The sequence below is a fragment of the Streptomyces sp. NPDC008313 genome (assembly GCF_042956125.1).
Taxonomy (GTDB): domain Bacteria; phylum Actinomycetota; class Actinomycetes; order Streptomycetales; family Streptomycetaceae; genus Streptomyces.
Genome location: NZ_JBIBFR010000010.1, coordinates 196,614 through 219,373 on the forward strand (window position 1 = coordinate 196,614; position 22,760 = coordinate 219,373).

Here is a 22,760-nt window from a genome sequence, read left to right on the forward strand (position 1 = left end):
GGCCGGCTGCTGGAACCGGCGGGCACCGTCCGTCCTCACGCGCCCAGCCAGCGGCGGACACAGGCGATCAGATCGTCCGTGTCGACCGGCTTCGTCACGTAGTCGCTGGCTCCCGACACCAGACTCTTCTCCCGGTCGCCCGGCATCGCCTTCGCGGTGACCGCGATGATGGGCAGCTGTGCGTACTGGGGCATCTTGCGGATCTCGGCCGTGGCCGTGTACCCGTCCATCTCCGGCATCATCACGTCCATCAGGATCAGCGCGATCTCCGGCCGGGCGATCAGCGTCTCGATGCCCTTCCTGCCGTTCTCCGCGTGCAGGACGTGGAAGCCGTGCAGCTCCAGGATCCCGCTGAGCGCGAAGAGGTTGCGGGCGTCGTCGTCGACCACGAGCACCGTGCGGCCGCGGAAGGCGTCGTCGACGACCGGTGGCGTCTGCCCCAGCGGCTCGTCGGCCCGGACCAGCGGAAGCACGTCGCCCGGCTCCTCCGCCGACAGGTGCAGCACGATGCGCTCGCGCAGCTCGTCCAGGCTCGACAGAAATTCCAGCGACCTGACGCCCGACCGGGACTGCAGCGCCTGCTCCTGCGCCAGATCGGCGCGGTTGCCGTTGTGGACGAGCACGGGCACGGTCGCCAGCGCCGAATCACCCTCCACGGCCTCCAGGAAACGGGCCGCCTGCCCGTCGGGCATACCGAGTTCGAGCACCACGCAGTGCGAGGGGTCGGCGGCCAGCGCACTCGCCGCCTCCTGCGCCCCGACGACCGTGATGACGTCCACGGCCTGCCGGGGGTCGCCCTCGTCCCGCCCGCGCGCGACGTCGGCCACCGCGCTCTCGGCGACCAGGGTCAGCAGGCCGCGCGGACGCTCCTCGACCACCAGCAGCCGGCGCCGGCGCTGCTGGGACCCGCCCGCCGGGACGGGCTCCGGGTGCTGGACCGCGACCAGTTCGGCGGCCTGCTTGTGCGGGGCGCTCTCCAGCGGACGGCCGCTGCTGAGCAGTTCCTCGAAGTCGGCGCGGGCCACCGGAAGGAAGAGCGTGAACGTGCTGCCCTGCTCGGGTGTGCTGTCCACGGTGACCGCGCCGCCCAGCAGATGGGCGATCTCCCGGGTGATCGACAGACCGAGCCCCGTGCCTCCGTACTTGCGGCTCGTGGTGCCGTCGGCCTGCTGGAACGCCCCGAAGATCGTCTCCAGCTGCTGTTCCGGGATGCCGATGCCGGAGTCCTTCACACGGAACGCGACGACGGTGCCGCCGCGCAGTACGCCCTCGGGCACCTCCGCGTCGGCCGCCGGTTCGATGCGCAGCTCGACACTGCCGCGCTCGGTGAACTTCACCGCGTTCGACAGCAGGTTGCGCAGCACCTGCCGCAGCCGGGAGTCGTCGGTGAGCAGGTCGGCGGGCGCCCCCGGGGCCGTACTGACGGTGAAGTCGAGGCTCTTCTGCGACGTCATGGGCCGGAACGTCGCCTCGACGTACTCCAGCAGCCGGCGCAGCGGCACCCGCTCCGGGGACACGTCCATCTTGCCCGCCTCGACCTTCGACAGGTCGAGGATGTCGTTGATCAGCTGCAGCAGGTCCGAGCCCGCCGAGTGGATGATGCCCGCGTACTCGACCTGCTTCGGCGTCAGGTTGCGCGAGGGGTTCTGCGCGAGCAGCTGGGCGAGGATGAGCAGGCTGTTGAGCGGGGTCCGCAGTTCGTGGCTCATGTTGGCCAGGAACTCCGACTTGTACTTCGAGGCCAGCGACAACTGCTGGGCGCGGGCCTCCAGTTCCTGCCGGGCCTGCTCGATCTGCAGGTTCTTCGCCTCGATGTCGCGGTTCTGCGTGGCCAGCAGCGACGCCTTGTCCTCCAGCTCCGCGTTGGAACGCTGGAGTTCGTCCTGCTGGACCTGCAGCTCCTCGGAGCGGGCCTGGAGTTCGGCGGTCAGACGCTGCGACTCGCCGAGCAGCTCGTCGGTGCGGGCATTGGCCACGATGGTGCTGACGTTGACCCCGATGGTCTCCATCAGCTGCTCGAGGAACGCCTGGTGGGCGTGGGTGAAGCGGGTGACCGAGGCCAGCTCGATGACACCGAGCACCTGCTCCTCGACCACGATGGGGAGGACGACCAGGGTCGCGGGGACCACGCTGCCCAGCCCCGAGGAGATGGTCACGTAGCCCGGCGGCAGCTCGTCGACCGTGATGGCGCGGCGGCTGCGCGCGACCTGCCCGACGAGCGAGCGGCCCATCGGGATACGGGCGGGCCGGCCGGTGTCGTCCGGGTACCCGTAGGAGCCGACGAGCCTGAGGACGGTCCCGCTCGCCGTGTCCTCCGCCAGGTAGAACGCGCCGTACTGCGCGCCGACCAGCGGAGCCAGCTCGTCCATGATCAGCTCGGCCACGATGTCCAGGTCGCGGTAGCCCTGCATCAGCCCCGAGACCCGGGCCAGGTTGGTCTTCAGCCAGTCCTGCTCCTGGTTGGCCCGCGTCGTCTCGCGCAGGGACTCGACCATGGAGTTGATGTTGTCCTTGAGCTCGGAGACCTCGCCGGAGGCCTCCACGGTGATCGAGCGCGTCAGGTCGCCCTCGGCCACGGCGCTCGCCACCTCGGCGATGGCCCGCACCTGGCGGGTCAGGTTGCCGGCGAGCTCGTTCACGTTCTCCGTGAGGCGCTTCCACGTGCCGGAGACGCCCTCGACCTCGGCCTGTCCGCCGAGGCGGCCCTCGCTGCCGACCTCGCGGGCGACGCGGGTGACCTCGGCGGCGAAGGCGGAGAGCTGGTCGACCATCGTGTTGATGGTCGTCTTGAGCTCCAGGATCTCCCCGCGCGCGTCCACGTCGATCTTCTTCGACAGGTCGCCCTTGGCCACGGCCGTCGTGACCAGGGCGATGTTGCGCACCTGGCCGGTGAGGTTGTTGGCCATCGAGTTGACGTTGTCGGTGAGGTCCTTCCAGGTGCCCGCCACGCCCGGCACGTGCGCCTGTCCGCCGAGGCGCCCCTCGGTGCCGACCTCGCGGGCCACACGGGTGACCTCGTCGGCGAACGCGGAGAGGGTGTCGACCATCGTGTTGATGACATCGGCGAGGGCGGCGACCTCGCCCTCGGCCTCGACCGTGATCTTCTGGGACAGGTCACCGCGCGCCACGGCCGTCGCCACCTGTGCGATCGAGCGGACCTGCCCGGTCAGGTTCGACGCCATGACGTTGACGTTGTCGGTGAGGTCCTTCCAGGTGCCCGAGACCCCGCGCACGGTGGCCTGGCCGCCCAGGTTGCCCGCCGTGCCCACCTCGCGGGCGACGCGGGTGACCTCGTCGGCGAAGGCGGACAGCTGCTCGACCATCGTGTTGATGGTCTCCTTGAGCTCCAGGATCTCGCCGCGGGCGTCCACGGTGATCTTCTGGGAGAGGTCGCCCTTCGCCACCGCTGTGGCCACCTGGGCGATGGAGCGGACCTGGGCGGTGAGGTTGCCCGCCATGAAGTTGACGGAGTCCGTGAGGTCGCGCCAGGTGCCCTTGACACCCTTGACGTCCGCCTGGCCGCCGAGCCGCCCGTCGGTGCCGACCTCGCGGGCGACGCGGGTGACCTCGTCGGCGAAGGCGGACAGCTGGTCGACCATCGTGTTGATCGTGTTCTTGAGTTCCAGGATCTCGCCGCGGGCGTCCACGGTGATCTTTTGGGAGAGGTCGCCGCGGGCCACCGCCGTGGTGACCTGCGCCACGTTGCGGACCTGGGCGGTGAGATTGCCGGCCATCAGGTTGACCGAGTCCGTCAGATCGCGCCACACGCCGCCGACGCCGGGCACCTGGGCCTGGCCGCCGAGGCGGCCCTCGCTGCCGACCTCGCGGGCGACGCGGGTGACCTCGTCGGCGAAGGCGGACAGCTGGTCGACCATCGTGTTGACGGTCTCCTTGAGCTGCAGGATCTCGCCGCGCGCCGGTACGTCGATCTTCTGGGAGAGGTCGCCCTTCGCCACGGCCGTGGCGACCTGGGCGATGTCGCGGACCTGCGTGGTGAGGTTGCCCGCCATGGCGTTGACGGAGTCGGTCAGATCGGCCCAGGTGCCGGAGACCCCGGGGACCTCCGCCTGCCCGCCGAGGGTCCCCTCCGTGCCCACCTCGCGCGCCACGCGCGTGACCTCGGAGGTGAAGACCGACAGCTGGTCGACCATGCCGTTGAACACGGTGGCGATGTCGCCGAGGAGGCCACCGGCCTCGTCGGGCAGTCGTGTGCCGAAGTCGCCGTCCCGAACGGCGGTCAGTCCGGCCAGCAGCTGCCGCAGCTCCTGCTCGCCCGGCGTGGCCCCGGAAGGCGCTTTCTTGGTCGTGGTCATGCCAACCCTCGTTCCGCTCCCCACGAGTCCCGGGAAAGGGACTCGGAACCCCGCCGGACATGCGAACGATCCCCCCGGCGTTCGCGGCGTTCCCGCAGATCAGGATCTGCCCGATGAGAAAAATACGTCGAAGGCTAACCCAGAATCGCGGCGGCCGACAAAGCCGTCGGCCGAATCACGGGTGAGGCGAAAAAAGTCGCGGAGAACAGGCATGACCGCGCCGAAGCTGGATACTCAGCAGGGTTTCGCCTGGTCGCGGACAGGCCCGGCGGGCAAAGCGAACCGCCCTGTCGCCGGCCGGTGAGCCGGTGACAGGGCGGTGGGGCGCGCGGTGTGCGGGCGAGGGGAGCGTCAGGCGACGGCCGGATCGAGAAGACCGGTACGCAGACGCTTGATGATCCGGCTGATCAGGCGGGAGACGTGCATCTGGGAGACGCCGAGCTCCTCGCCGATCTGGGCCTGGGTGCGCTCCTCGACGAAGCGGAGATGGATGATCAGCCGCTCGCGGTCGTCGAGCTGGGCGATGAGGGGTGCGAGCGAGTGGAAGTCGTCGACCAGTTCGAGAGCGGTGTCGTCCTCGCCGATGAAGTCCGCGAGGGCCGACTCGCCGTCGGAGTCGGGGTTGCCGGTGAGGGCGGCGTCGAGGGACGAGGAGGTGTAGGCGTTGGAGGCCTTGCGGGCCTCGATGACCTCTTCCTCGGAGAGCGACATGAGCTCCGAGAGCTCACGCGTCGTGGGCGTGCGGCCCAGACGGGTGCGCAGCTCCTCGGTGGCCTTGGCCAGCTCGACGCGGGCCTCCTGCAGACGCCGCGGAACGTGGACCGCCCAGCTGGTGTCGCGGAAGAAGCGCTTGATCTCGCCGACGATGTAGGGGACGGCGAACGAGGTGAACTCCACCTCGCGGGTGAGCTCGAACCGGTCGATGGCCTTGATCAGACCGATCGTGCCGACCTGGACGATGTCCTCCATCTCGCTGTTGCTGCGGCTGCGGAAGCGCGCGGCGGCGTAACGGACGAGTGAGAGGTTCATCTCGATCAGGGTGTTGCGGACGTACTGGTACTCGTGGGTGCCCTCTTCGAGGCTTCCCAGGCGGTCGAAGAACTGCCGGGAGAGGTCCCGGGCGTCCCTCGGCTTCACCTTCGACGGGTCCCCGATCTCCGGAAGCTCGGTCCAGCCGGTCGTCGCCTCCGCCGCCGCGACGGTCTCGTGCGCCTTGGCCGTTGCCCGCGCTGACGTCACGGTCGTCATGCCGCCCACCCCAATCGTCGAAAGTCGTGCTGACAAAGCCCGCATGCCCCGGCTCGAACCGCTCACTCCTCCCGATCCAGAAAAAATTTCGCGACGCCACTCCACCGGGGGCCGCGGCGGCGCCGTCGAACACGCGATCGGTACCGGTACCCTGGGCCGCGAGATGAGACGGGTGGACAGGGCGCACGGGGGCGGCGGGGCGTCGCGGCCGCGCCCGGCCGGGAGACGCCGGGGTACCGGGAATCCCGCTGGAAGCGATCCGTCCGCACCGACGCACGAGGGGGCGGCATGACCGGTACGGCACCCCCGGGCGAGCCCTTCGTCCATCCGGCTCTGTTCTACCGCGGCGACCGGGAGTACCTGGAGGGGACCGTGTGTTTCCTGCGGGACGGCATGGCCGCGGCGGAGCCGGTGGCGGTGGCCGCACCCCCCGCACGCCTGGAACTGATCCGGGCGGCGCTCGGCACGGACGCCGCCGAAGTCCACTTCGTCGACATGACGCGGGCCGGCCGCAACCCCGGCCGCATCATCTCCTCGGTGCTGCGCGCCTTCGCCGACCGCCGGACCGACCGCCATGTGCGGATCGTCGGCGAGCCGGTGTGGCCCGGCCGCACCGCGACGGAGTATCCGGCCTGCGTCCAGCACGAGGCGCTGATCAACACCGCGTTCCGCGGCCGGGACCTGACGATCCTCTGCCCCTACGACGCGGCCTCGCTGCCCCCGAACGCCATCACCGACGCCCACGCCACCCACCCCGTCGTCGTCGACGGGCAGGGCCCCCGGGCCAGCGCGGCCTACGACCCCGACCGCGTGCTGGCCCGCTGCAACGCACCGCTGCGGCACCCGCCCGGGGCGGCGACGGCCCGCTTCGGGGCCGAGAGCCTGCCGACCGTCCGCGACTTCGCCCTCCGCGAGTCCCGGGCTCTGGGCATGTCGGGAGTACGGCTGCAGGACCTCGGACTCGTCGTCGCGGAGCTGACGACCAACAGCGTGGTGCACGCGGGGGGCTCCGGGACGCTGCGGGTCTGGGCGGAGAGCGAGCAGATCGTGTGCGAGGTGCGGGACGAGGGGCACCTGACCGACCCGCTGGCCGGACGCCGCCCCGCGCGCCCCGAACAGATCGGAGGCCGCGGCCTCCTCCTCGTCCACCACGTCTCGGACCTCGTCCGCGTCCACACCGGCGAGGGCGGCACGACGATCCGCTGCTATCTGGACCGCGACTGACCCGCCGGAAAGCCGCGGCGGGAGCGGGCACGCGCGCGCACGGGCGGGGCCCGGACTCCGTGGGAGTCCGGGCCCCGCCCGTGCGTGACGACGGCGACCGACTACTCGCCGCCGTCCCCCGCGGACTCGGCCGCCTGGCGCTCGGTGTGCGCGTGCGCCGTGGCGAGCGTGCCACCGGAGCTCTCCAGGTGCGCGCGGACGAACCACTGGAACTGCTCCAGCGAGCGCAGATGCTCGATGAGAAGGTCCTCCGTCACCGGGTCGACCTTGCCGACCTCGGCTACCGCCGCACGGTGCTCCTCGATGATCCCGGTGTAGACGAGGTCGAGAGCGCCGAGGTGGGCGATGGCGTCGGCCCGGCCGACGCTGTAGTCGTCCCAGGTCCGCTGGGCGACCAGGGCGCCCGGGGTCCCCTCCGGCACCCCGCCCAGGGCGGAGATCCGCTCGGCGGCGTCGTCCGCCATGTCCCGTACGCGGTCCACCTGCGGGTCGAGCATCTCGTGCACGGCGATGAAATGCGGGCCGACCACGTTCCAGTGAATGTGCTTCAGCGTCAGCGAAAGGTCGTTGAGAGCGTGCAGGCGCATCCGGAGCAGATCGATCACCCTGCCGCCGTCCTGCGTGCTCAGGCCGGGAACGGTGTACTTCGGGCGGGCGGAAGACGACATCATCTCTCTCCTTCGTGCTTCGGATTCATAAAGCGAAGAGGTCCGGCGTGCCGGGGGAGAACACACCGCGGCCGCCGCCGGCCTCCAGGCCCTCAGGTGCCCCGCTTTCCGCGGACGATGCGGAGACGCGGGGTGGGAACGGGGGGGTGGGAACGCCCCCGCCGGCCGAGGAAACGGCCGGACGGCCCGAGTGACGGGGCGCGTCTCACGCATCGCCGCGGACGCCCTGCTCCTCCTGCTGCCGCTCCCGCTCCTGCTCCTCCTGCAACGTGTCCACCAGGGCGAGCGCCTCCTCGACGGTCTCCGACGTCGGCACCGTGAGGCTCACACCGGTCAGGTCCAGGACCCGCCGCACCGCGGGAGTCGGAGCGACGACATGCAGGCTCCCGGCCGTCCGCCGGGTCTCCTGATAGCCGCGCAGGACGATGTTCATACCGGACGAGTCCATGAAAGGCACGGCCGACAGGTCCAGAAGGAACCGTCGGCGCCCGTGGTGCAGCTGGTTCGCCAGGTGGTGCTGCAGTTCGGTCGCTGTATCGATGTCCAGGTAGCCCTCGACGGTGATGAGCGCGACGTCGTCCCGGGGCAGGGTCACCTCGACGGACAACGGATTCTGGACTCCGGACACAAGAACCTCCCATAAAAAACCACTGGTGGCAGGCCGGTTACCCCGGTGTCGGGCGTCGATGCACGGTCGATCCACGACGCGACGGACGTCACGTCGGCCCCCGTCGGCGAATCGGGTGAGAAAGCGGTGGACCGGGCCGTTTGCGGTTACTCGGTACCCATGAAACGGCTACCGAACGACGGGCGGACACAGGGCACGGACGGCGCCGGGCCGGCTCCCGAGGTGGAGGAGGAGGCCCCGGACACACCGACGGAGCTGCCCAAGAAGTCCTGGTCCGCGATTTTGCGCCGGACGCTCAAGGAGTTCAAGGACGACGAGCTCACCGACCGGGCGGCCGCGCTCACCTACTACGGGGTGCTGTCGCTCTTCCCCGCGCTCCTGGTCCTGGTCTCCCTCCTCGGTGTCGCCGGCGCGTCCACGACGACGAAGGTCCTGGACAATCTGAAGCAGCTCACCCCGGGCCCCGCCCGCGACGTGGTGACGGACGCGGTGCGGCAGCTGCAGGGAAACGGCGGAACCGGCTCCTTCCTGGCGGTGGTCGGACTGCTGGCCGCGGTGTGGTCGGCCTCCGGCTACGTCGCCGCGTTCATCCGCGCCGCCAACGCCGTCTACGACATCGAGGAGGGGCGGCCCGTCTGGAAGGTGCTGCCCGTCCGGCTGGGCGTGACGGTCCTGCTGATGCTGCTCGCGGTCGCCAGCGCGCTCATCGTCGTGTTCACCGGCGGCCTGGCCCGGCAGACCGGAAGGATCCTCGGCATCGGCGACAGCGTCGTCACGGTGTGGTCGTTCGCGAAATGGCCGGTCCTCGTGATTCTCGTGACCGCGATGATCGCCCTGCTGTACTGGGCCACGCCGAATGCCAAGGGCCGGGGGCTGCGCTGGATCTCGCCGGGCAGTTTCCTCGCCCTGGTGATCTGGATGGTCGCCTCCGTCGGCTTCGCCTTCTACGTGGCGAACTTCGGGTCGTACAACAAGACGTACGGAACCGTCGCGGGCGTCATCATCTTCCTGGTGTGGCTGTATCTCAGTAATCTCGCCATTCTGCTCGGCCTGGAATTCGACGCGGAAATGGCCCGGGAGCGCGCCATCCGGGGCGGACTCCCCGCCGACGAGGAGCCCTACGTCGAACCCCGCGACACCCGGGCCTGGGACGAGGAGGAGCGGGAGGAGGGCGAGCACCCCGACAGCGGCTGACCGGGCCCGGTCCGGCGGCGCGGGGCGCGGCCGGACCGGTGAGGCCCGGCTCGGCGGGGGGAGCGACACGGTGACAGGAATCGAACCATGGCACGTCCGAAGAACAGCGCGGTCGTCGTGATCGACATGATCAACACCTACGAGCACGAGGACGCCGAGCTCCTGCTGCCCGCGGTGACCGGCACGGTCCCGGTGATCGCCCGGCTGATCGAACGCGCGAGGCGGAGCGACGTCCCCGTCATCTACGTCAACGACAACTTCGGCGTGTGGAGGTCGCACCACGGCGAGGTGGTCGACACGGCGCTCGCGGGCCCGCACGCGGACCTCGTCGAGCCCCTGCGGCCGGACGAGGATTCCCTGTTCGTGCTGAAGGCACGCCACTCGATCTTCTTCGAGACGCCCCTGAACTACCTGCTGTCCCAACTGGACGTCCAGCACCTCGTCCTGTGCGGGCAGGTCACGGAGCAGTGCGTGCTGTACTCGGCGCTCGACGCGCACATCCGCCACCTCGGCATCTCGGTGCCGCGCGACGCCGTCGCCCACATCCACGCCGGCCTCGCGGAGGCGGCACTGGAGATGATGCGGCGCAACATGGGTGCCGTCATCTGCGACGCGGACGCCGTCGAATTCTGACCGTCGGCCGCCGGACACGCCGGCGCCCCACCTCGTTCCGGTGAGGTGGGGCGCCGGACGCTCAGGGGGAGCGGTGGACCGCCGGGCCCGAGGGCCCGTGGGCTCAGCCGGCTTCCCTGGCCTGCTTCGCCTCCCTGGCCTGCCGCAGGCTCACGCGGCGCTTGATCGCACGCCGCTCGTTCTCACTCGTACCGCCCCACACCCCCGTGGTCTGCCCCGTGGCCAGCGCCCATCGCAGGCACTCCTCCTGGACCGGGCAGCCGCGGCAGACGGCCTTCGCCTCCTGGATCTGCAGAAGCGAGGGGCCGGTGCTGCCGACGGGGAAGAACAGTTCGGGATCCTCGGTGCGGCATGCGGCAGAGTCCCGCCAGTCATCCATCAGAGCCTCCTGCGATCGACGTCGTTCTGCCGTGTGTCCTGTTCGTCCGTTCTCCGTTCGGTCTGCGGGTCACCATCAACGCCCCGCCGAAACAGGCGAGTCGTGAGGGAACGGGGGAGGGAATGAGAGGGACGGCGTGAGGGGAAGGTGCCCGGGCCGAGCCCCCGCGCGCGGGCGCACACGACCTGACCACAGAGGTGGGGCCCGACCGGATCCGGTCGGGCCCCACCCAGTGCCGATGCGGCTACCAGCGGTACCACCGGCCGCGCCGGCCGCCTCCGGCCGCGGGGCGGATGAGGAAACCGAGCAGCCACACGGCGAGCACGATCACGGCTATCCACCACAGTGCCTTCAGTGCGAATCCGGCGCCGAAAAGGATCAGCGCGAGAAGCAGAACGAGAATCAGGGGAACCATGGTTATCAACCTCCAGGACATCGGATTCCCCTGAGTTCCTGATGTATGTCCTCGAGTTCTCCACGGCTTTTCCCGGTTTTTCGCACGCATTCCTGTGTTCCCTCTCCGGCCCCCGGGAAAGAGGGCCTGTCTCCCGGCGGTGGCCGTGTTCGCCCGCGGAGATCGCGGCTCGGGTTTACGGAGGGACGCAGGGGTCATTCGAAGAGGTGAGCACGTGTTGTCGAGACGGCTTGGAGTGAGTTGCTGTGGCTGGGGACGAGAAGGCCAAGGCCAAGACCGAGCAGGCCAAGGGCAAGCTGAAGGAGGCCGCCGGCCGTGCGGTGGGCAACGAGCGGATGACCGCCGAGGGCCGCGCCGAGCAGACGAAGGGTGACGCGCGCCAGACGAAGGAGAAGGCGAAGGACACCTTCCGTCACTGAGAGAAGACCCGGCGTCACGCGTGACGCTCGTACCGGGGCCCGCCGCACGTGATTCCGTGCGGCGGGCCCCGCGTCTTTGTGTCGGCGGCAGCGGACCGTACCCGGCCGTCACCAGGCGTCACGCCTGCTGCTCAGAGGGAAGCAATTGCCCTGAAAGGGGTATATGTAGGACATGAACGCCATGAGCTATGAACTGGCTGCGTCACACACGGGACTCAATGTCGCCCTCGCCTTCATCGGCGGGCTCATCATCGTCGCCGCGCTCGTCTGGGCGGTCCGTCTCGGGATGTCCGTACGGAGCAGGGAGCCGGGCCCGCCGTCACCGGAGGAACAGCCCCATCTGCCGGCCGAGGGGGCGGTGCACGAGATACGGGAGGTGCGGGAACCCGACGAGATGCCGCACGCGACGCAGGAGAGTGAACGGCTCATGCCGTACGGCCTGCACCCCACCGGCACCAAGCGGAGCGAGGACCAGCGTCGCCACCGCTGGAGCGAGGGGTCGAGCGGCTCCTTCGGCGGCGGTGGCCCGGGCCGGACCTGACCGCCCGTACGGCTGCGGGCGTCCCGGCGCGGGCGGTGCGGCGGAAGGCGCGGAACGGGACGGGGGCGAGCGGTTCACACGGGGTGTGCCGCGCGTCCTCGAAGTGTTCCGCCGCACTCCCTGCCGGCGGACCGCCGAAGAGCACAGGATGAGCCGGGGGTGAGCAGGTTCCGTCCACCATCCGCACCGGGAGGGGGCCTGCTCACCTGCTCGGGTGCCTTCGGCGCACCGGCCGCCGGCCGTATCAGCCGTCGGCCGGGGCGGGCGTCCGGGCCTCCTTCTCGTGAGTGGCCACGTAGAACACGGAGCTGCCCTGCTTGCCGCGCTCCACGAGTCCCTTGGCGACCAGCCCCTCGACCGTGGTGCGGACGACGGTGGCCTTGACGGTCCGGTCCGGGTGGGCGCGGTCGAGAGCGGTGGCGATCTCGGCGGCGGAGCGGGGCTCGGACTGGCTGCGGAGATGGTCGTGGACCAGGGACACGAGCGTGGGCCGGTCGGCCGCGACGGCGTCCGGCTGCCGAGCGGCGTTCCGCGTCCCGGCCTCCTTCTTCGACTTGCCGCCGGCGCTGCGGCCGTTCTTCGCGGCGGCGGGCTGAGCGGCGGTGGGCTTCGTGTCAGCGGTCTTCGTGTCAGCGGCCTTCGCGACGGTGGTCTTCGCGACGGTGGGCGTCGTGGCGGGGCTCTTCGCTGCGGCGGGTTCCGCCGCGGCGGGCTTCGCCTCCGTCCTGGCGGCCGGCGCCGCGCCCGCCTTCCGGCCCGTCCTGGTCCCGGACGACGTGGCCGCCTTCGTGCCCGCCTTCTTCGCCCCGGCCGTCCGGCCCGTCTTCGCCCGCGTCCTCGGCTTCGCGCCGGCGGACTTCTTCCGCGCGGGCTTCGCCGCGGGTGCGGTGTCACCCGCGGCCTCGTCACCGGCCCGCCGGGGCGACGGCACCTCGGCGGCGCCCTTTCCGTCGTCCGCGCCCGACTCCGCCGCCGCTTGCGCCTCTTCGGCGTCCAGCGTCTGCCGGATGCTGAGCAGCAGTTCCCTGTCGTGCCGCAGCGCGTCCAACCGCTCCTGCAGTGCCGCCACTTCGGCGCCGAGGCGCTCCTGTTCACTGGCATTGCGCTCGAGGTCGGCCGTCACCTGAGTGGCGTACTGCGCCTTGAGCCCTGATGTCTCCAGCTGAGTTTCGGACATGACAGCCGCCTTCCTCACCGCTGCGAGATGTGGTGTTGGCGGCGAATGCTACCCCTACTCGCCGGTCATGATCCCCCCGCTGCCGGGCGGTGACCGAGCCTAGGGTTTGCGGGCGACGCCTCCGTGGACGTCGGTGGGCACCGGGGAGGTGCCCGGCGCGGGCCGCCACAGGGGGCAGGAGACGATGCCCGGGTCCAGCAGCTCCAGGCCCTCGTAGTAGGCGCTGATCTGCCCGGGACTGCGCAGGACGTACGGGACGGCGCCGGTGTCGTCGTATCCCTGCTGGGCCTGCTTGAGCGCGGCGTCGGTGTCGGTGCTGTCGTAGTGCACGAAGTAACTCCCGGAGGGGAGGGCGGCGTGCAGACGGCGGACGATCGACTTGGCTTCCTCGTAGTCCTGGACGTGGCCGAGAATGCCCATCAGCATCAGGGCGACCGGCCGGTCGAAGTCCAGGACGCGGCTCGCCGCTTCGACAATCTTTTCGGGGTCGTGCAGGTCCGCGTCGATGTAGTCCGTCACCCCTTCGGGGGTGCTGGTGAGCAGCGCCTGGGCGTGCCGGAGCACCAGAGGGTCGTTGTCGACGTAGACGATGCGGGACTCGGGGGCCACGCGCTGGGCGACCTGGTGCGTGTTGTCGTACGTGGGAAGGCCGGTGCCGATGTCGAGGAACTGCCGGATGCCCCGTTCCCCGGCGACGAGGGTCACCGTGCGGATCAGGTAGTCGCGGGAGGCGCGGGCCATGGTCTCGATGTTCGGCGCGACCTGGCGGTAGGCGTCACCGGCCTCCCGGTCGACCTCGTAGTTGTCCTTTCCGCCCATCCAGTAGTTCCAGATGCGGGCCGAGTGCGGCACCGTGGTGTCGATCTTGGCCAACGCTTCCTGGTCGGGGGTGGGCCGGCCGTCCGTCATGGTGAGTCTCCTGCCGTGCGTCACTCGGTCGACGTCCAAGCTACCGTCAACTCCCGTTTGACGTACGGAAGTCGGGACGGTCGCCGGTCACGCGGGGGCGGGGCCGGGCGAAGGGCGCCCGGTCGCGTCCGCCGGCTCAGTCGACGAGGAAGTCGGCCTGGCCGGACTTGGCGCCATCGAGGAACGAGATCATCTCGGCGCGGGTGTAGATGAGTGCGGGTCCGTCCGGGTCGGTGGACTGCCGCAGGGCGACGCTGCCGTCGGGCAGCCGCTTCGCCTCGACGCAGCTCCCGCCGTTGGTACCGCTCCAGGGCTTGTGCCAGCCCTCGGTGCCCAGGCCGGTGGCGGACATCCCGCTGTGGACGGGTCCGTTGGTCTCCATGGCTCACAACTCCTTGCGCAGTTCGCTCAGGATGGTCCTGGTCCGTGCGACCGGCTCCGCCTGTACGGACATCCGGTCCAGTACTTCGAGATAGGTGACGACGTCGGCCGGCTGGTCCACGTAGACCGCGCCGGCCAGGCTCTCGGTGTAGACGACGTCGGGGAGTTCGGAGAATCCGAAGCGGAAGTAGTGGAAGGGGCCGAAGGCGCCCGGGTGCGCACCGGCGCCGAAACGCATGATCTGGATGGTGACCTTCGGCAGGTCCAGCACGTCGTGCAGCCGGTCTATCTGGGCCCGCATCACCTCGGCCCCGCCGACCGGGCGGCGCAGCACCGTCTCGTCCAGAATGGCCCACAGGGCGGGGGAGTCCGGCTTGCCGAACAGGTCCTGGCGCCGGACGCGCAGCGAGACGCGGCGGGCGATGTCCTCCTCGGACGCGTTGGGAAATCCGACGCGCATGAGTGCGGTGACGTAGTCGGGCGTCTGCAACAGGCCGGGCACGTAGTGGGGTTCGTAGAGGCGGATGACGCTCGCCTCGCTCTCCAGGCTCACGTAGGCACGGAACCAGTCGGGCAGGACGTCGCGGTACTTGTACCACCACCCCGGCTTGTTGGCCTCCTTGGCCATGCCGAGGAAGTCGGTGACCTCCTCCGCCGGGACCCCGTAGGCGCGCAGCAGCTCCTTCACGTACGGGATGCGCAGCCCCACCTCGGCCTTCTCGATCCGGCGGACGGTCAGCGGGGTCACGTCGATGACCTGAGCCGCCTCCTCGAACGAGATTCCGGCCCGCTCCCGCAGGAACCTGAGCCGCTTGCCGAGAACCATCCGGAGAACGGTGGGTGCGCTGCCGCCGGAGCGGTTGTCGCTCACCTGCTACCTCCCACGACGACCGTCACGAGAAGCAGTGTGCCACGTGGCCGACGGCACGGGCAGAGTGATGCACGGCGTTCTGAAATTATCAGAACGCCGGTTGCGGGCTGAGTGTGTCGGACGCCATAGTGATCGAGTGACCTACCGCACAACCGAGGGTGACGACCAGTCAACTGCGGACGCCCGTACCGGAATCCGTCTCCCGGCCGGTACGGCGAAGGAGAACCGATGACGGTTTCCGGAGCGCCTCACCGTCTGCCGCCCCCTCTACCGGCCCACGGCGTCCACGGGCCGGACGGCCCGGCGCCGGCCCGGCGGGCGGGGGCCGCGGAGCCCGCCGGAGTCACCCCGGGCGAACCCCGCTTGCTGCGGGCCACCGTGCCCGCGCACCCCTCGCGTGCCGCGGGCGTGCGCCGTGACGTCGCCGCCTGCCTGGACCGTCTCCGGATGCCGCCCGACCGCCTGGACAGCGCCGTCCTCGTGACGGACGAACTCTTCGCCAACGCCGTCGGCCACGGCAGCGCCGGTCCCGACGACACCGTCACGCTCACCGTCGAGTGCTCCGGGCGGGTACTGCGCGTGACGGTCGCCGACCGCTCGCCCGTGCGGCCGCGGTCCCGGACCGCCGACCCGGCCGAGGAGTCGGGCCGCGGACTGGCCATCGTGGCCGCCCTGGCCGACGACTGGGGCGTCGGGCCGCCCGACACCGGCGTCACCGGCAAGCGCGTGTGGTTCACCCTGACCCTGCGGGAGAGCCCGTGAACGAGACCACCGGTACGACGCGGGCGAAGACCGCCCCGCCTCCCCCCACCGCGGCGACGAGACCCCTTCCCGCGCTCGCGGCCGCGCTCGGCCGCGAACTCACGCGCAGGGCCGACGACGAACGCCGGCTGATGAGACAGGAGCGGACCGATCCCGCCCCGCACCACCGGCACCGGCTCGCCGAGTGCAGGGCGGACAACGCGGCCGCCCTCGAAGCAGTCGTCCGCCGCCACTCCTGGCCGGACGCCGAACTGGTCGGACTGCCCGCGGCCACCGCCGCCCTGATGATCCTGCTCCACACCCCCGACCTGGACTTCCAGCTCCTGTGCCGCGATCTCATCGCCCAGGCCACGGCGGACGGGCGCTGCCCGGCCCTGCACCACGCCTACATCGCCGACCACTGCGCGGTCGAGCTCGGCGAACCGCAGTTCTACGCGACCCGCGTCGACCCCGTGACGCTGTGCCCGTACCCCGTCAGATGCCCGTCGACCCTCGACGAGCGCCGCCGCGACGTCGGTCTGGCCCCCCTCGACGAACAGCTGCACTCCCTGCGCCGGCTCTGAGCGGACCGGTCAGAGGCGGGTGCGGACCAGCAGCAGGGCCACGTCGTCGTCGGGTTCGGGGCGCAACGCGCTGAGCAGGGTGTCGCCGGTCTTCTCCAGCGTCTGCCGGCTGCCCCTCAGCAGTCTGGTCATCGTCTCCAGCCCGGTGTCGATCGGGTCGTTGCGGTTCTCGACCAGCCCGTCCGTGTAGAGCGCGAGCAGCGTGCCCGGAGCCAGCTCCCGCTCCATGGTGCCGAATTCCACGCCGCCGACCCCGAGGGGCACCCCGCCGGGGGCCTGGAGGAGTTCCGCACCGCCGTCGGGCCGGAGCATCACGGGCGGCAGATGACCGGCGCTGGAGATCTCGCAGCGGCCCCGGTTCAGGTCGCACACCGCGTACACACAGGTGGCGATCGCGTCCCCGAGCGACCCCGCGATGTCGTCGAGGTGGTGCAGCAGCTCGGCCGGAGGCAGGTCGAGACGGGCCAGCGCCCGGGTGGCGGTGCTCAGCTGCCCCATGATCGCGGCGGCCTGGACACCCTTTCCCATGACGTCACCCACGACCAGACCGGTCCGTCCCGGCCCCAGCGGCAGCACGTCGTACCAGTCGCCGCCGACCTCGCTCAGCGCCGGCAGATAGCGGGCGGCGATCTCCAGGCCCTCGTGCTCGGCGGGCGCGGCCGGCAGCAGACTGCGCTGCAGGGTCAGGGCCGCGGAACGCTCGCGCCCGTACAGCCGGGCGTTGTCCACGCAGATCGCGGCGCGCGCGGCCAGCTCCGTGGCCAGCAGACGGTCCTGCTGGTCGAACGGGTGGACGTTGATGGTCCGGTACAGGCTGAGCGTGCCCAGCACCTCGCCCCTGGCGACGAGGGGAACGGCCAGATAGGAGTGGACGCCCGCCTTGCGCAGGGCCTGGGCCGCGTGCCCGTCCCTGGCGATGCGCCGCATCATCGCCGGGTCCACGTGCTCCACGAGAACCGGCCGGGCCTCCCGTACGCACTCGGTGATGATGCGCGACGAGCCGTACGTGGCCAGCTCGCCCACCGGGTCCGCCGCGTGGATCGCGTCGGTGAGGTACCCGGCGGCGACCGCCAGGGCCCGGAACTCCGCGTAGCCGTTCGCGGCGATGTCGGCGGTCGTGCCGTGGGCGACCACCGTCTCCAGCACGTCGACGGCGGCCAGGTCGGACAGATACGGCACCGCCACCTCGGCCAGCTCGTGCGCGGTCTGCTGCAGGTCCAGCGTCGTACCGATGCGCACGCTGGCGTCCGCGATCACGGACAGCCGCTCGCGGGCCTGGGCGACCTCGGAGGCCGCCTGCTGCCGCTCGGTCACGTCCAGGACCGACATCGCGAGGCCCAGCACCCGGCCCTCGGCGTCGTCGATGCGGTGATAGGACTCCGAGTACGCACGGTCCTGGGCCTGCGCCGGCGTCCGGCCGACGCTCTGCTGGTCCAGCAGCGGCCTGCCGCTCGCCAGGACGTGCCGCGCGCGGGACTCGATGGCCTCCACGTCGAGGTCGGGAAGGACCTCGCCGAGCCTGCGCCCCCGGACCGCCTCCTCGGACAGGCCGTTGAGCCGCTGCAGGGCCGGATTGACGCTCACCCACCGCAGGTCGGTGTCGAGGACTCCTATGCCCACCGGCGTCTGGTTGACCAGGCTGTGGGAAAGCGCCAGATCGCGTTCCACCCCGCGCACCGTCGTGGCGTCCGCGGCCAGGCCCAGCAGGTGGATCCGCCCCTCCCGGTCGTGCAGGCGCATCGTGCGGAACTCGACCGGGACCTCCGTGCCGTCCCGGTGCAGCATGGGGAAGACCCCCGCCCAGCGGGCGCCCGACCGCACCTGTGCGAAGAGCTCACGGGCCTGGTGCATGTGGTCGAGGGAGACCAGCAGCCGGTCGGCGCCGCGGTCCAGGGCCTCGTCCGCCCGGTATCCGAGGAGAGCCTCCGCCTCCGGGCTCCACAGCACGATGCGTCCGTCGCCGTCCACCACCATGGCCGACACCTGCAGCAGATCGAGCAGGCCGCCCGGCGCCGCGGTGGCGCCCTCGTCGTCCTCGCCCGGGTGCGCTCGCATATCGGCCGCTCCTTCCGGCGCGGCGTCGACAGGATCCGCTCTGCGGCCCTTCGATTACGGCACGCCCCGGCCGGGCGGGCAACACGACAGCCGCCGGACAGGTACCGGTGGCCGCCACCGGATCCGGGCGTGCCGCGGTGCCGACCGGTCCCCCGCCCCGGTCGCGCCCCGGGCGGACGGAGGGGCGGAGGCGTCCGTCACCGGCCGCGCCCCCGCCCGGGTCCTGGCTCGCGGCGCGTCCGGGGCCGGTGTCCGGGGCTCAGTTCGAGCCCTCCGCCGTCGCCTTCTTCTCCTTGACGCGGGCCGCCTCCTTGCGGACCTCGGCCTGGGTGGCGCGTTCCTTGCGCAGCCACGCGGGCTCGTCCCGCTTCAGCGCGTCGATCTGCTCGGTGGTGAGGGGCTCGGTGACTCCGCCGCGGGCGAGACCCGCGATGGAGACGCCCAGCTTCGCGGCGACGACCGGGCGGGGGTGCGGGCCGTTGCGCCGCAGCTCCACCAGCCACGCGGGCGGGTCGGCCTGCAGCGCGTTGAACTCGCTGCGCGAGACGGAACCCTCCTGGAACTCGGCGGGGGTGGCCTCGAGGTACACACCCAGTTTCTTCGCCGCGGTGGCGGGCTTCATGGTCTGGGTGGTCTGGTGCGACGTCATGGGGTCCAGGGTATCGAGCGTGTGCGCGACCGCCGACCACGACCGGTAGCCTTGCGGCGTGACAGGCTCGGATGCAACCCCTTCGTTCCGGCTCGCCTACGTACCCGGGGTGACGCCCGGCAAGTGGGTGCGGATCTGGAACGAGCGGCTGCCCGGCGTTCCCCTCGCCCTTCTCACGGTGTCCGCCGCACAGGCCCCCGGCCTGCTGCGGGACAAGGGCGCCGACGCGGGACTCGTCCGGCTGCCGATCGACCGTACGGATCTCAGCGCTATCCCCCTCTACACCGAGACGACGGTCGTGGTGGTCCCGAAGGACCACGTGGTCGCGGCGGTCGACGAGGTCTGTGCCGACGACCTGGCCGACGACATCGTGCTGCACCCCCTGGACGACGCCCTCGGCTGGGACAACCCGCCGGGACGCCCCGCGATCGAGCGCCCCGCCACCACGGCCGACGCCGTCGACCTGGTCGCGGCCGGAGTGGGGCTCCTTGTGGTGCCCCAGTCGCTCGCGCGCCTCCACCACCGCAAGGACCTCACCTACCGCACCGTCACGGACGCCCCTCAGTCGCGGATCGCGCTGTCGTGGCGGGAGGACGGGACGACCGACCTGGTGGAGGACTTCATCGGGATCGTCCGCGGCCGGACCGTCAACAGCTCCCGCGGGCGCGCGGCGGCACCGGCCGCCGCGGAGCCGTCCGGGCGGGGGCGCTCCGGCGCCGGCGGCGCTTCGGGCAGGAAGCCGGCGGCCGGCGGTGCCAAGACCGGGGGCCGCAACCCCCGGAGCGGTTCCGGCGGCGCCAAGGGCACCACGGGGTCGAAGGGGGCCAAGGGGGCCAAGGGGCCGAGGGGCGCGAAGCGGGGGAAGCCGGGCCGCCGCTCATAGAGGGTGTCCGGGACATGCCCGCGGCGTCGCGGTGCCGGGTACACCCTGGCCGTGTCCGGCGGGTGACCGCCCGGCCCTGACGGAGGCGGCCCGTGCCGTGGCGCGCTGCGGGCGTTCCCGGGCACGCGGCCGGGACTCCGGGCCCCGTCCGGAGCGGAGACGGGGGCCGGCGGGACAGCGCGGGCGTACCCGGAGGTGTCGCACAGCCCACGCACAGGTGTGCATAGGGATAACCCTCGACTCACCTCTCCAACGGTGACATGTCACGGTCACGGTGTCACGCTTCGTGCACCTGAGCGCAGGGCCTCCCGAGGTCTGGCCACAGTAGCGGTCCCCACACCGCTCAGCTCTTCCCCGGACAGCACACCCCGTCTGCCCGGTCTGTCACCGGCCGCCGATCCGCGGTCGCAGCAGTAGGAGTACGAGTGAGACGAACCCCCCGGAGAGCGGCAGCAGCCGGAGCCCTTGTGGCCGGCGCCGCTCTGCTCACCGTAGGCATACAGCCCGTCCAGGCCGCCGAGGCCTCCTCCCACCCCAGCCCCCTGCGGAAGGGAGGAGTGGAGGCCGAACTCACCCCGGCCCAGCACACCTCCCTGATCAAGAGTGCGGAGAAGAAGACCGCGACGACGGCCGGCTCCCTCGGCCTCGGCGCCAAGGAGAAGCTGGTCGTCAAGGACGTCGTCAAGGACCGTGACGGCACCCTGCACACCCGCTACGAGCGCACCTACGCCGGACTGCCGGTGCTCGGTGGCGACCTGGTCGTGCACACCCCGCCGGCCTCCCAGGCCTCCGGCACGGTGAGCACCACCTTCAACAACAAGCACGCCATCAAGGTCGCCTCCACGACCGCGACCGCCTCCAAGGAGTCCGCGCGGACCAAGGCGCTGAAGGCCGCCAAGGCCCTCGACGCCGAGAAGCCGTCGGTCGGCAGCGCCCGCAAGGTGATCTGGGCCGGCACCGGCACTCCGAAGCTCGCCTGGGAGACCGTGGTCAGCGGCCTCCAGGACGACGGCACCCCCAGCAGGCTGCACGTCGTCACGGACGCCCGCACCGGCGAGAAGCTCCACGAGTACCAGGACATCAAGACCGGTACCGGCAACACCCAGTACAGCGGCACGGTCACCCTGGGCACCACCAAGTCCGGGACGACGTACCAGCTGTACGACACCACGCGCGGCGGCCACAAGACGTACAGCCTCAACGGCAGCACGTCCGGCACCGGCAGCCTGATGACGGACGCCGACGACGTCTGGGGCAACGGGTCGGGCTCCAACACCCAGACGGCCGGCGCCGACGCCGCCTACGGGGCCCAGGAGACCTGGGACTTCTACAAGAACACCTTCAACCGCAGCGGCATCAGGAACGACGGGGTCGCGGCCTACTCCCGCGTCCACTACAGCAGCGGCTACGTCAACGCCTTCTGGGACGACAGCTGCTTCTGCATGACCTACGGGGACGGCACCAGCAACACCCACGCGCTGACCTCCCTGGACGTCGCCGGCCACGAGATGAGCCACGGCGTCACGTCCAACACCGCGGGCCTCGAGTACTCGGGCGAGTCCGGCGGTCTGAACGAGGCGACCTCCGACATCTTCGGCACGGGCGTCGAGTTCTACTCGAACAACTCCTCCGACGTCGGTGACTACCTCATCGGCGAAGAGATCAACATCAACGGCGACGGCTCCCCGCTGCGCTACATGGACAAGCCGAGCAAGGACGGCGGGTCGAAGGACAGCTGGTACTCCGGTATCGGCAACCTGGACGTGCACTACTCCTCGGGTCCGGCGAACCACATGTTCTACCTGCTCTCCGAGGGCAGCGGCTCCAAGGTCATCAACGGCGTCACCTACAACAGCCCGACCTCCGACGGCGTGGCCGTCGCGGGCATCGGCCGGTCCGCCGCCCTGCAGATCTGGTACAAGGCGCTGACGTCGTACATGACGTCCAGCACCAACTACGCCGGAGCCCGCACCGCCGCGCTCAACGCCGCCGCGTCGCTGTACGGCACCAACTCCGCCCAGTACGCCGGGGTCGGCAACGCGTTCGCCGGCATCAACGTCGGCGGGCACATCAGCGTGCCGAGCGACGGCGTGACGGTCACCAACCCGGGCAGCCAGGCCTCCACGGTCAACTCCCCGGTCAGCCTGCAGATCTCCGCGTCCAGCAGCAACAGCGGCGCGCTGAGCTACTCGGCGACCGGCCTGCCCACCGGCCTGTCGATCAACAGCTCCACCGGCGTCATCTCCGGCACCCCGACGGCGGCCGGCACCTACAGCACCACCGTGACCGTGACCGACAGCGCCGGCAAGAAGGGCACCGCGTCCTTCAGCTGGACCGTCAGCACCGGTGGCGGCGGCGGCTGCACCTCGAGCCAGCTGCTGGGTAACAAGGGCTTCGAGTCGGGCAACACGAGCTGGACCGCCTCCAGCGGCGTCATCACCACCGACAGCGGCCAGGCCGCCCACAGCGGCTCCTACAAGGCCTGGCTGGACGGCTACGGCTCCAGCCACACCGACACCCTGTCCCAGTCGGTGAGCATCCCCAGCGGCTGCCACGCCACGCTCTCCTTCTACCTGCACGTCGACTCGGACGAGAGCACGACGAGCAGCCAGTACGACACGCTGAAGGTCACCGCCGGTTCGACCGCGCTGGCGACCTACTCCAACCTCAACGCCGCCTCCGGCTACGTGAAGAAGTCCTTCGACCTCTCCTCGTTCGCCGGTTCCACCGTCACCCTCAAGTTCAGCGGCACCGAGGACAGCTCGCTCCAGACCAGCTTCGTCATCGACGACACCGACCTGACGACCAGCTGATCCGCACCACCACGAACGCGGGGGCCGTCCATGGC

General features: G+C 71.0%; 21 protein-coding genes. 9 read left to right on the top strand and 12 right to left on the bottom strand.

Features of this window, described 5'->3' with window-relative positions; all coding sequences use genetic code 11:
• Nucleotides 1-35: 35 nt before the first annotated feature.
• Both ACFY93_RS15885 and ACFY93_RS15890 read right to left on the bottom strand, forming a co-directional pair.
• A complete protein-coding gene (locus ACFY93_RS15885) occupies nucleotides 36-4,313 on the bottom strand; it encodes a HAMP domain-containing protein (RefSeq protein WP_391358478.1) in 4,278 nt (1,425 codons plus the stop codon).
• Nucleotides 4,314-4,664: 351 nt separating this feature from the next.
• The gene (locus ACFY93_RS15890) at nucleotides 4,665-5,561 is read right to left on the bottom strand and encodes a SigB/SigF/SigG family RNA polymerase sigma factor (protein WP_391358479.1); all 897 of its coding nucleotides are present in this window, start codon (nucleotides 5,559-5,561) and stop codon (nucleotides 4,665-4,667) included.
• A gap of 288 nt (nucleotides 5,562-5,849) precedes the next feature.
• Here ACFY93_RS15890 and ACFY93_RS15895 point away from each other — a divergent pair, with 288 nt between their 5' ends.
• Nucleotides 5,850-6,785: an anti-sigma factor RsbA family regulatory protein gene (locus ACFY93_RS15895; protein WP_391358482.1), complete on the top strand. Its 936-nt coding sequence runs from the start codon at nucleotides 5,850-5,852 to the stop codon at nucleotides 6,783-6,785.
• Nucleotides 6,786-6,886: 101 nt separating this feature from the next.
• On the opposite strand, the gene ACFY93_RS15900 is transcribed toward ACFY93_RS15895, so the two are convergent.
• Both ACFY93_RS15900 and ACFY93_RS15905 read right to left on the bottom strand, forming a co-directional pair.
• The gene (locus ACFY93_RS15900; RefSeq protein ID WP_391358659.1) at nucleotides 6,887-7,453 is read right to left on the bottom strand and encodes a ferritin-like domain-containing protein; all 567 of its coding nucleotides are present in this window, start codon (nucleotides 7,451-7,453) and stop codon (nucleotides 6,887-6,889) included.
• Nucleotides 7,454-7,658: 205 nt separating this feature from the next.
• Entirely contained in the window at nucleotides 7,659-8,081 is a 423-nt protein-coding gene (locus tag ACFY93_RS15905) for an anti-sigma factor antagonist (RefSeq protein WP_391358484.1), read from the bottom strand.
• 159 nt (nucleotides 8,082-8,240) lie between these two features.
• Between ACFY93_RS15905 and ACFY93_RS15910 the strand changes: the two genes are divergently transcribed.
• Both ACFY93_RS15910 and ACFY93_RS15915 read left to right on the top strand, forming a co-directional pair.
• The gene (locus ACFY93_RS15910; RefSeq protein ID WP_391358487.1) at nucleotides 8,241-9,275 is read left to right on the top strand and encodes a YhjD/YihY/BrkB family envelope integrity protein; all 1,035 of its coding nucleotides are present in this window, start codon (nucleotides 8,241-8,243) and stop codon (nucleotides 9,273-9,275) included.
• 87 nt (nucleotides 9,276-9,362) lie between these two features.
• Nucleotides 9,363-9,908 (top strand): isochorismatase family protein, encoded by a 546-nt coding sequence (locus tag ACFY93_RS15915; protein WP_391358490.1) that lies wholly within the window; start codon nucleotides 9,363-9,365, stop codon nucleotides 9,906-9,908.
• A gap of 103 nt (nucleotides 9,909-10,011) precedes the next feature.
• Here ACFY93_RS15915 and ACFY93_RS15920 read toward each other — a convergent pair whose 3' ends face one another.
• Nucleotides 10,012-10,287: a WhiB family transcriptional regulator gene (locus ACFY93_RS15920; protein ID WP_391358493.1), complete on the bottom strand. Its 276-nt coding sequence runs from the start codon at nucleotides 10,285-10,287 to the stop codon at nucleotides 10,012-10,014.
• Nucleotides 10,288-10,531: 244 nt separating this feature from the next.
• Nucleotides 10,532-10,702: a hydrophobic protein gene (locus tag ACFY93_RS15925; RefSeq protein WP_391358496.1), complete on the bottom strand. Its 171-nt coding sequence runs from the start codon at nucleotides 10,700-10,702 to the stop codon at nucleotides 10,532-10,534.
• A 245-nt stretch (nucleotides 10,703-10,947) separates the two neighbouring features.
• Between ACFY93_RS15925 and ACFY93_RS15930 the strand changes: the two genes are divergently transcribed.
• The gene (locus ACFY93_RS15930) at nucleotides 10,948-11,121 is read left to right on the top strand and encodes a CsbD family protein (RefSeq protein WP_391358497.1); all 174 of its coding nucleotides are present in this window, start codon (nucleotides 10,948-10,950) and stop codon (nucleotides 11,119-11,121) included.
• Nucleotides 11,122-11,293: 172 nt separating this feature from the next.
• Complete coding sequence (locus ACFY93_RS15935; RefSeq protein WP_391358500.1) at nucleotides 11,294-11,662, top strand: DUF6479 family protein; 369 nt, start codon at nucleotides 11,294-11,296, stop codon at nucleotides 11,660-11,662.
• Between the two features lie 244 nt (nucleotides 11,663-11,906).
• Here the strand turns inward: ACFY93_RS15935 and ACFY93_RS15940 are convergent, their stop codons facing one another.
• The 4 genes from ACFY93_RS15940 to ACFY93_RS15955 all read right to left on the bottom strand — a co-directional run bounded on the left by ACFY93_RS15940 (nucleotide 11,907) and on the right by ACFY93_RS15955 (nucleotide 15,000).
• Complete coding sequence (locus ACFY93_RS15940; protein WP_391358503.1) at nucleotides 11,907-12,839, bottom strand: BlaI/MecI/CopY family transcriptional regulator; 933 nt, start codon at nucleotides 12,837-12,839, stop codon at nucleotides 11,907-11,909.
• A 99-nt stretch (nucleotides 12,840-12,938) separates the two neighbouring features.
• A complete protein-coding gene (locus ACFY93_RS15945; RefSeq protein ID WP_391358506.1) occupies nucleotides 12,939-13,748 on the bottom strand; it encodes an SAM-dependent methyltransferase in 810 nt (269 codons plus the stop codon).
• 136 nt (nucleotides 13,749-13,884) lie between these two features.
• Nucleotides 13,885-14,130, bottom strand: a complete 246-nt coding sequence (locus ACFY93_RS15950) for a DUF397 domain-containing protein (RefSeq protein ID WP_391358508.1) — start codon at nucleotides 14,128-14,130, stop codon at nucleotides 13,885-13,887.
• A gap of 3 nt (nucleotides 14,131-14,133) precedes the next feature.
• A complete protein-coding gene (locus tag ACFY93_RS15955; RefSeq protein ID WP_391358510.1) occupies nucleotides 14,134-15,000 on the bottom strand; it encodes a Scr1 family TA system antitoxin-like transcriptional regulator in 867 nt (288 codons plus the stop codon).
• A gap of 228 nt (nucleotides 15,001-15,228) precedes the next feature.
• On the opposite strand from ACFY93_RS15955, the gene ACFY93_RS15960 reads away from it, so the two are divergent.
• Together ACFY93_RS15960 and ACFY93_RS15965 are read left to right on the top strand one after the other, a co-directional pair.
• Entirely contained in the window at nucleotides 15,229-15,762 is a 534-nt protein-coding gene (locus ACFY93_RS15960; protein ID WP_391358512.1) for an ATP-binding protein, read from the top strand.
• Nucleotides 15,759-16,325 carry a DUF6624 domain-containing protein gene (locus ACFY93_RS15965; RefSeq protein WP_391358515.1) on the top strand — a complete coding sequence of 189 codons (567 nt, stop codon included), beginning with the start codon at nucleotides 15,759-15,761 and terminating at the stop codon, nucleotides 16,323-16,325. The genes ACFY93_RS15960 and ACFY93_RS15965 overlap by 4 nt, the downstream gene beginning before the upstream one ends.
• 9 nt (nucleotides 16,326-16,334) lie before the next feature.
• On the opposite strand, the gene ACFY93_RS15970 is transcribed toward ACFY93_RS15965, so the two are convergent.
• Together ACFY93_RS15970 and ACFY93_RS15975 are read right to left on the bottom strand one after the other, a co-directional pair.
• Nucleotides 16,335-18,380 carry a SpoIIE family protein phosphatase gene (locus tag ACFY93_RS15970; RefSeq protein WP_391358518.1) on the bottom strand — a complete coding sequence of 682 codons (2,046 nt, stop codon included), beginning with the start codon at nucleotides 18,378-18,380 and terminating at the stop codon, nucleotides 16,335-16,337.
• A gap of 259 nt (nucleotides 18,381-18,639) precedes the next feature.
• Entirely contained in the window at nucleotides 18,640-19,029 is a 390-nt protein-coding gene (locus tag ACFY93_RS15975) for a DUF5997 family protein (protein WP_391358520.1), read from the bottom strand.
• 58 nt (nucleotides 19,030-19,087) lie between these two features.
• Here ACFY93_RS15975 and ACFY93_RS15980 point away from each other — a divergent pair, with 58 nt between their 5' ends.
• Nucleotides 19,088-19,912 (top strand): LysR substrate-binding domain-containing protein, encoded by an 825-nt coding sequence (locus ACFY93_RS15980; protein ID WP_391358523.1) that lies wholly within the window; start codon nucleotides 19,088-19,090, stop codon nucleotides 19,910-19,912.
• 425 nt (nucleotides 19,913-20,337) lie between these two features.
• A complete protein-coding gene (locus ACFY93_RS15985) occupies nucleotides 20,338-22,725 on the top strand; it encodes a M4 family metallopeptidase (RefSeq protein WP_391358525.1) in 2,388 nt (795 codons plus the stop codon).
• The last annotated feature ends 35 nt before the right edge of the window (nucleotides 22,726-22,760 follow it).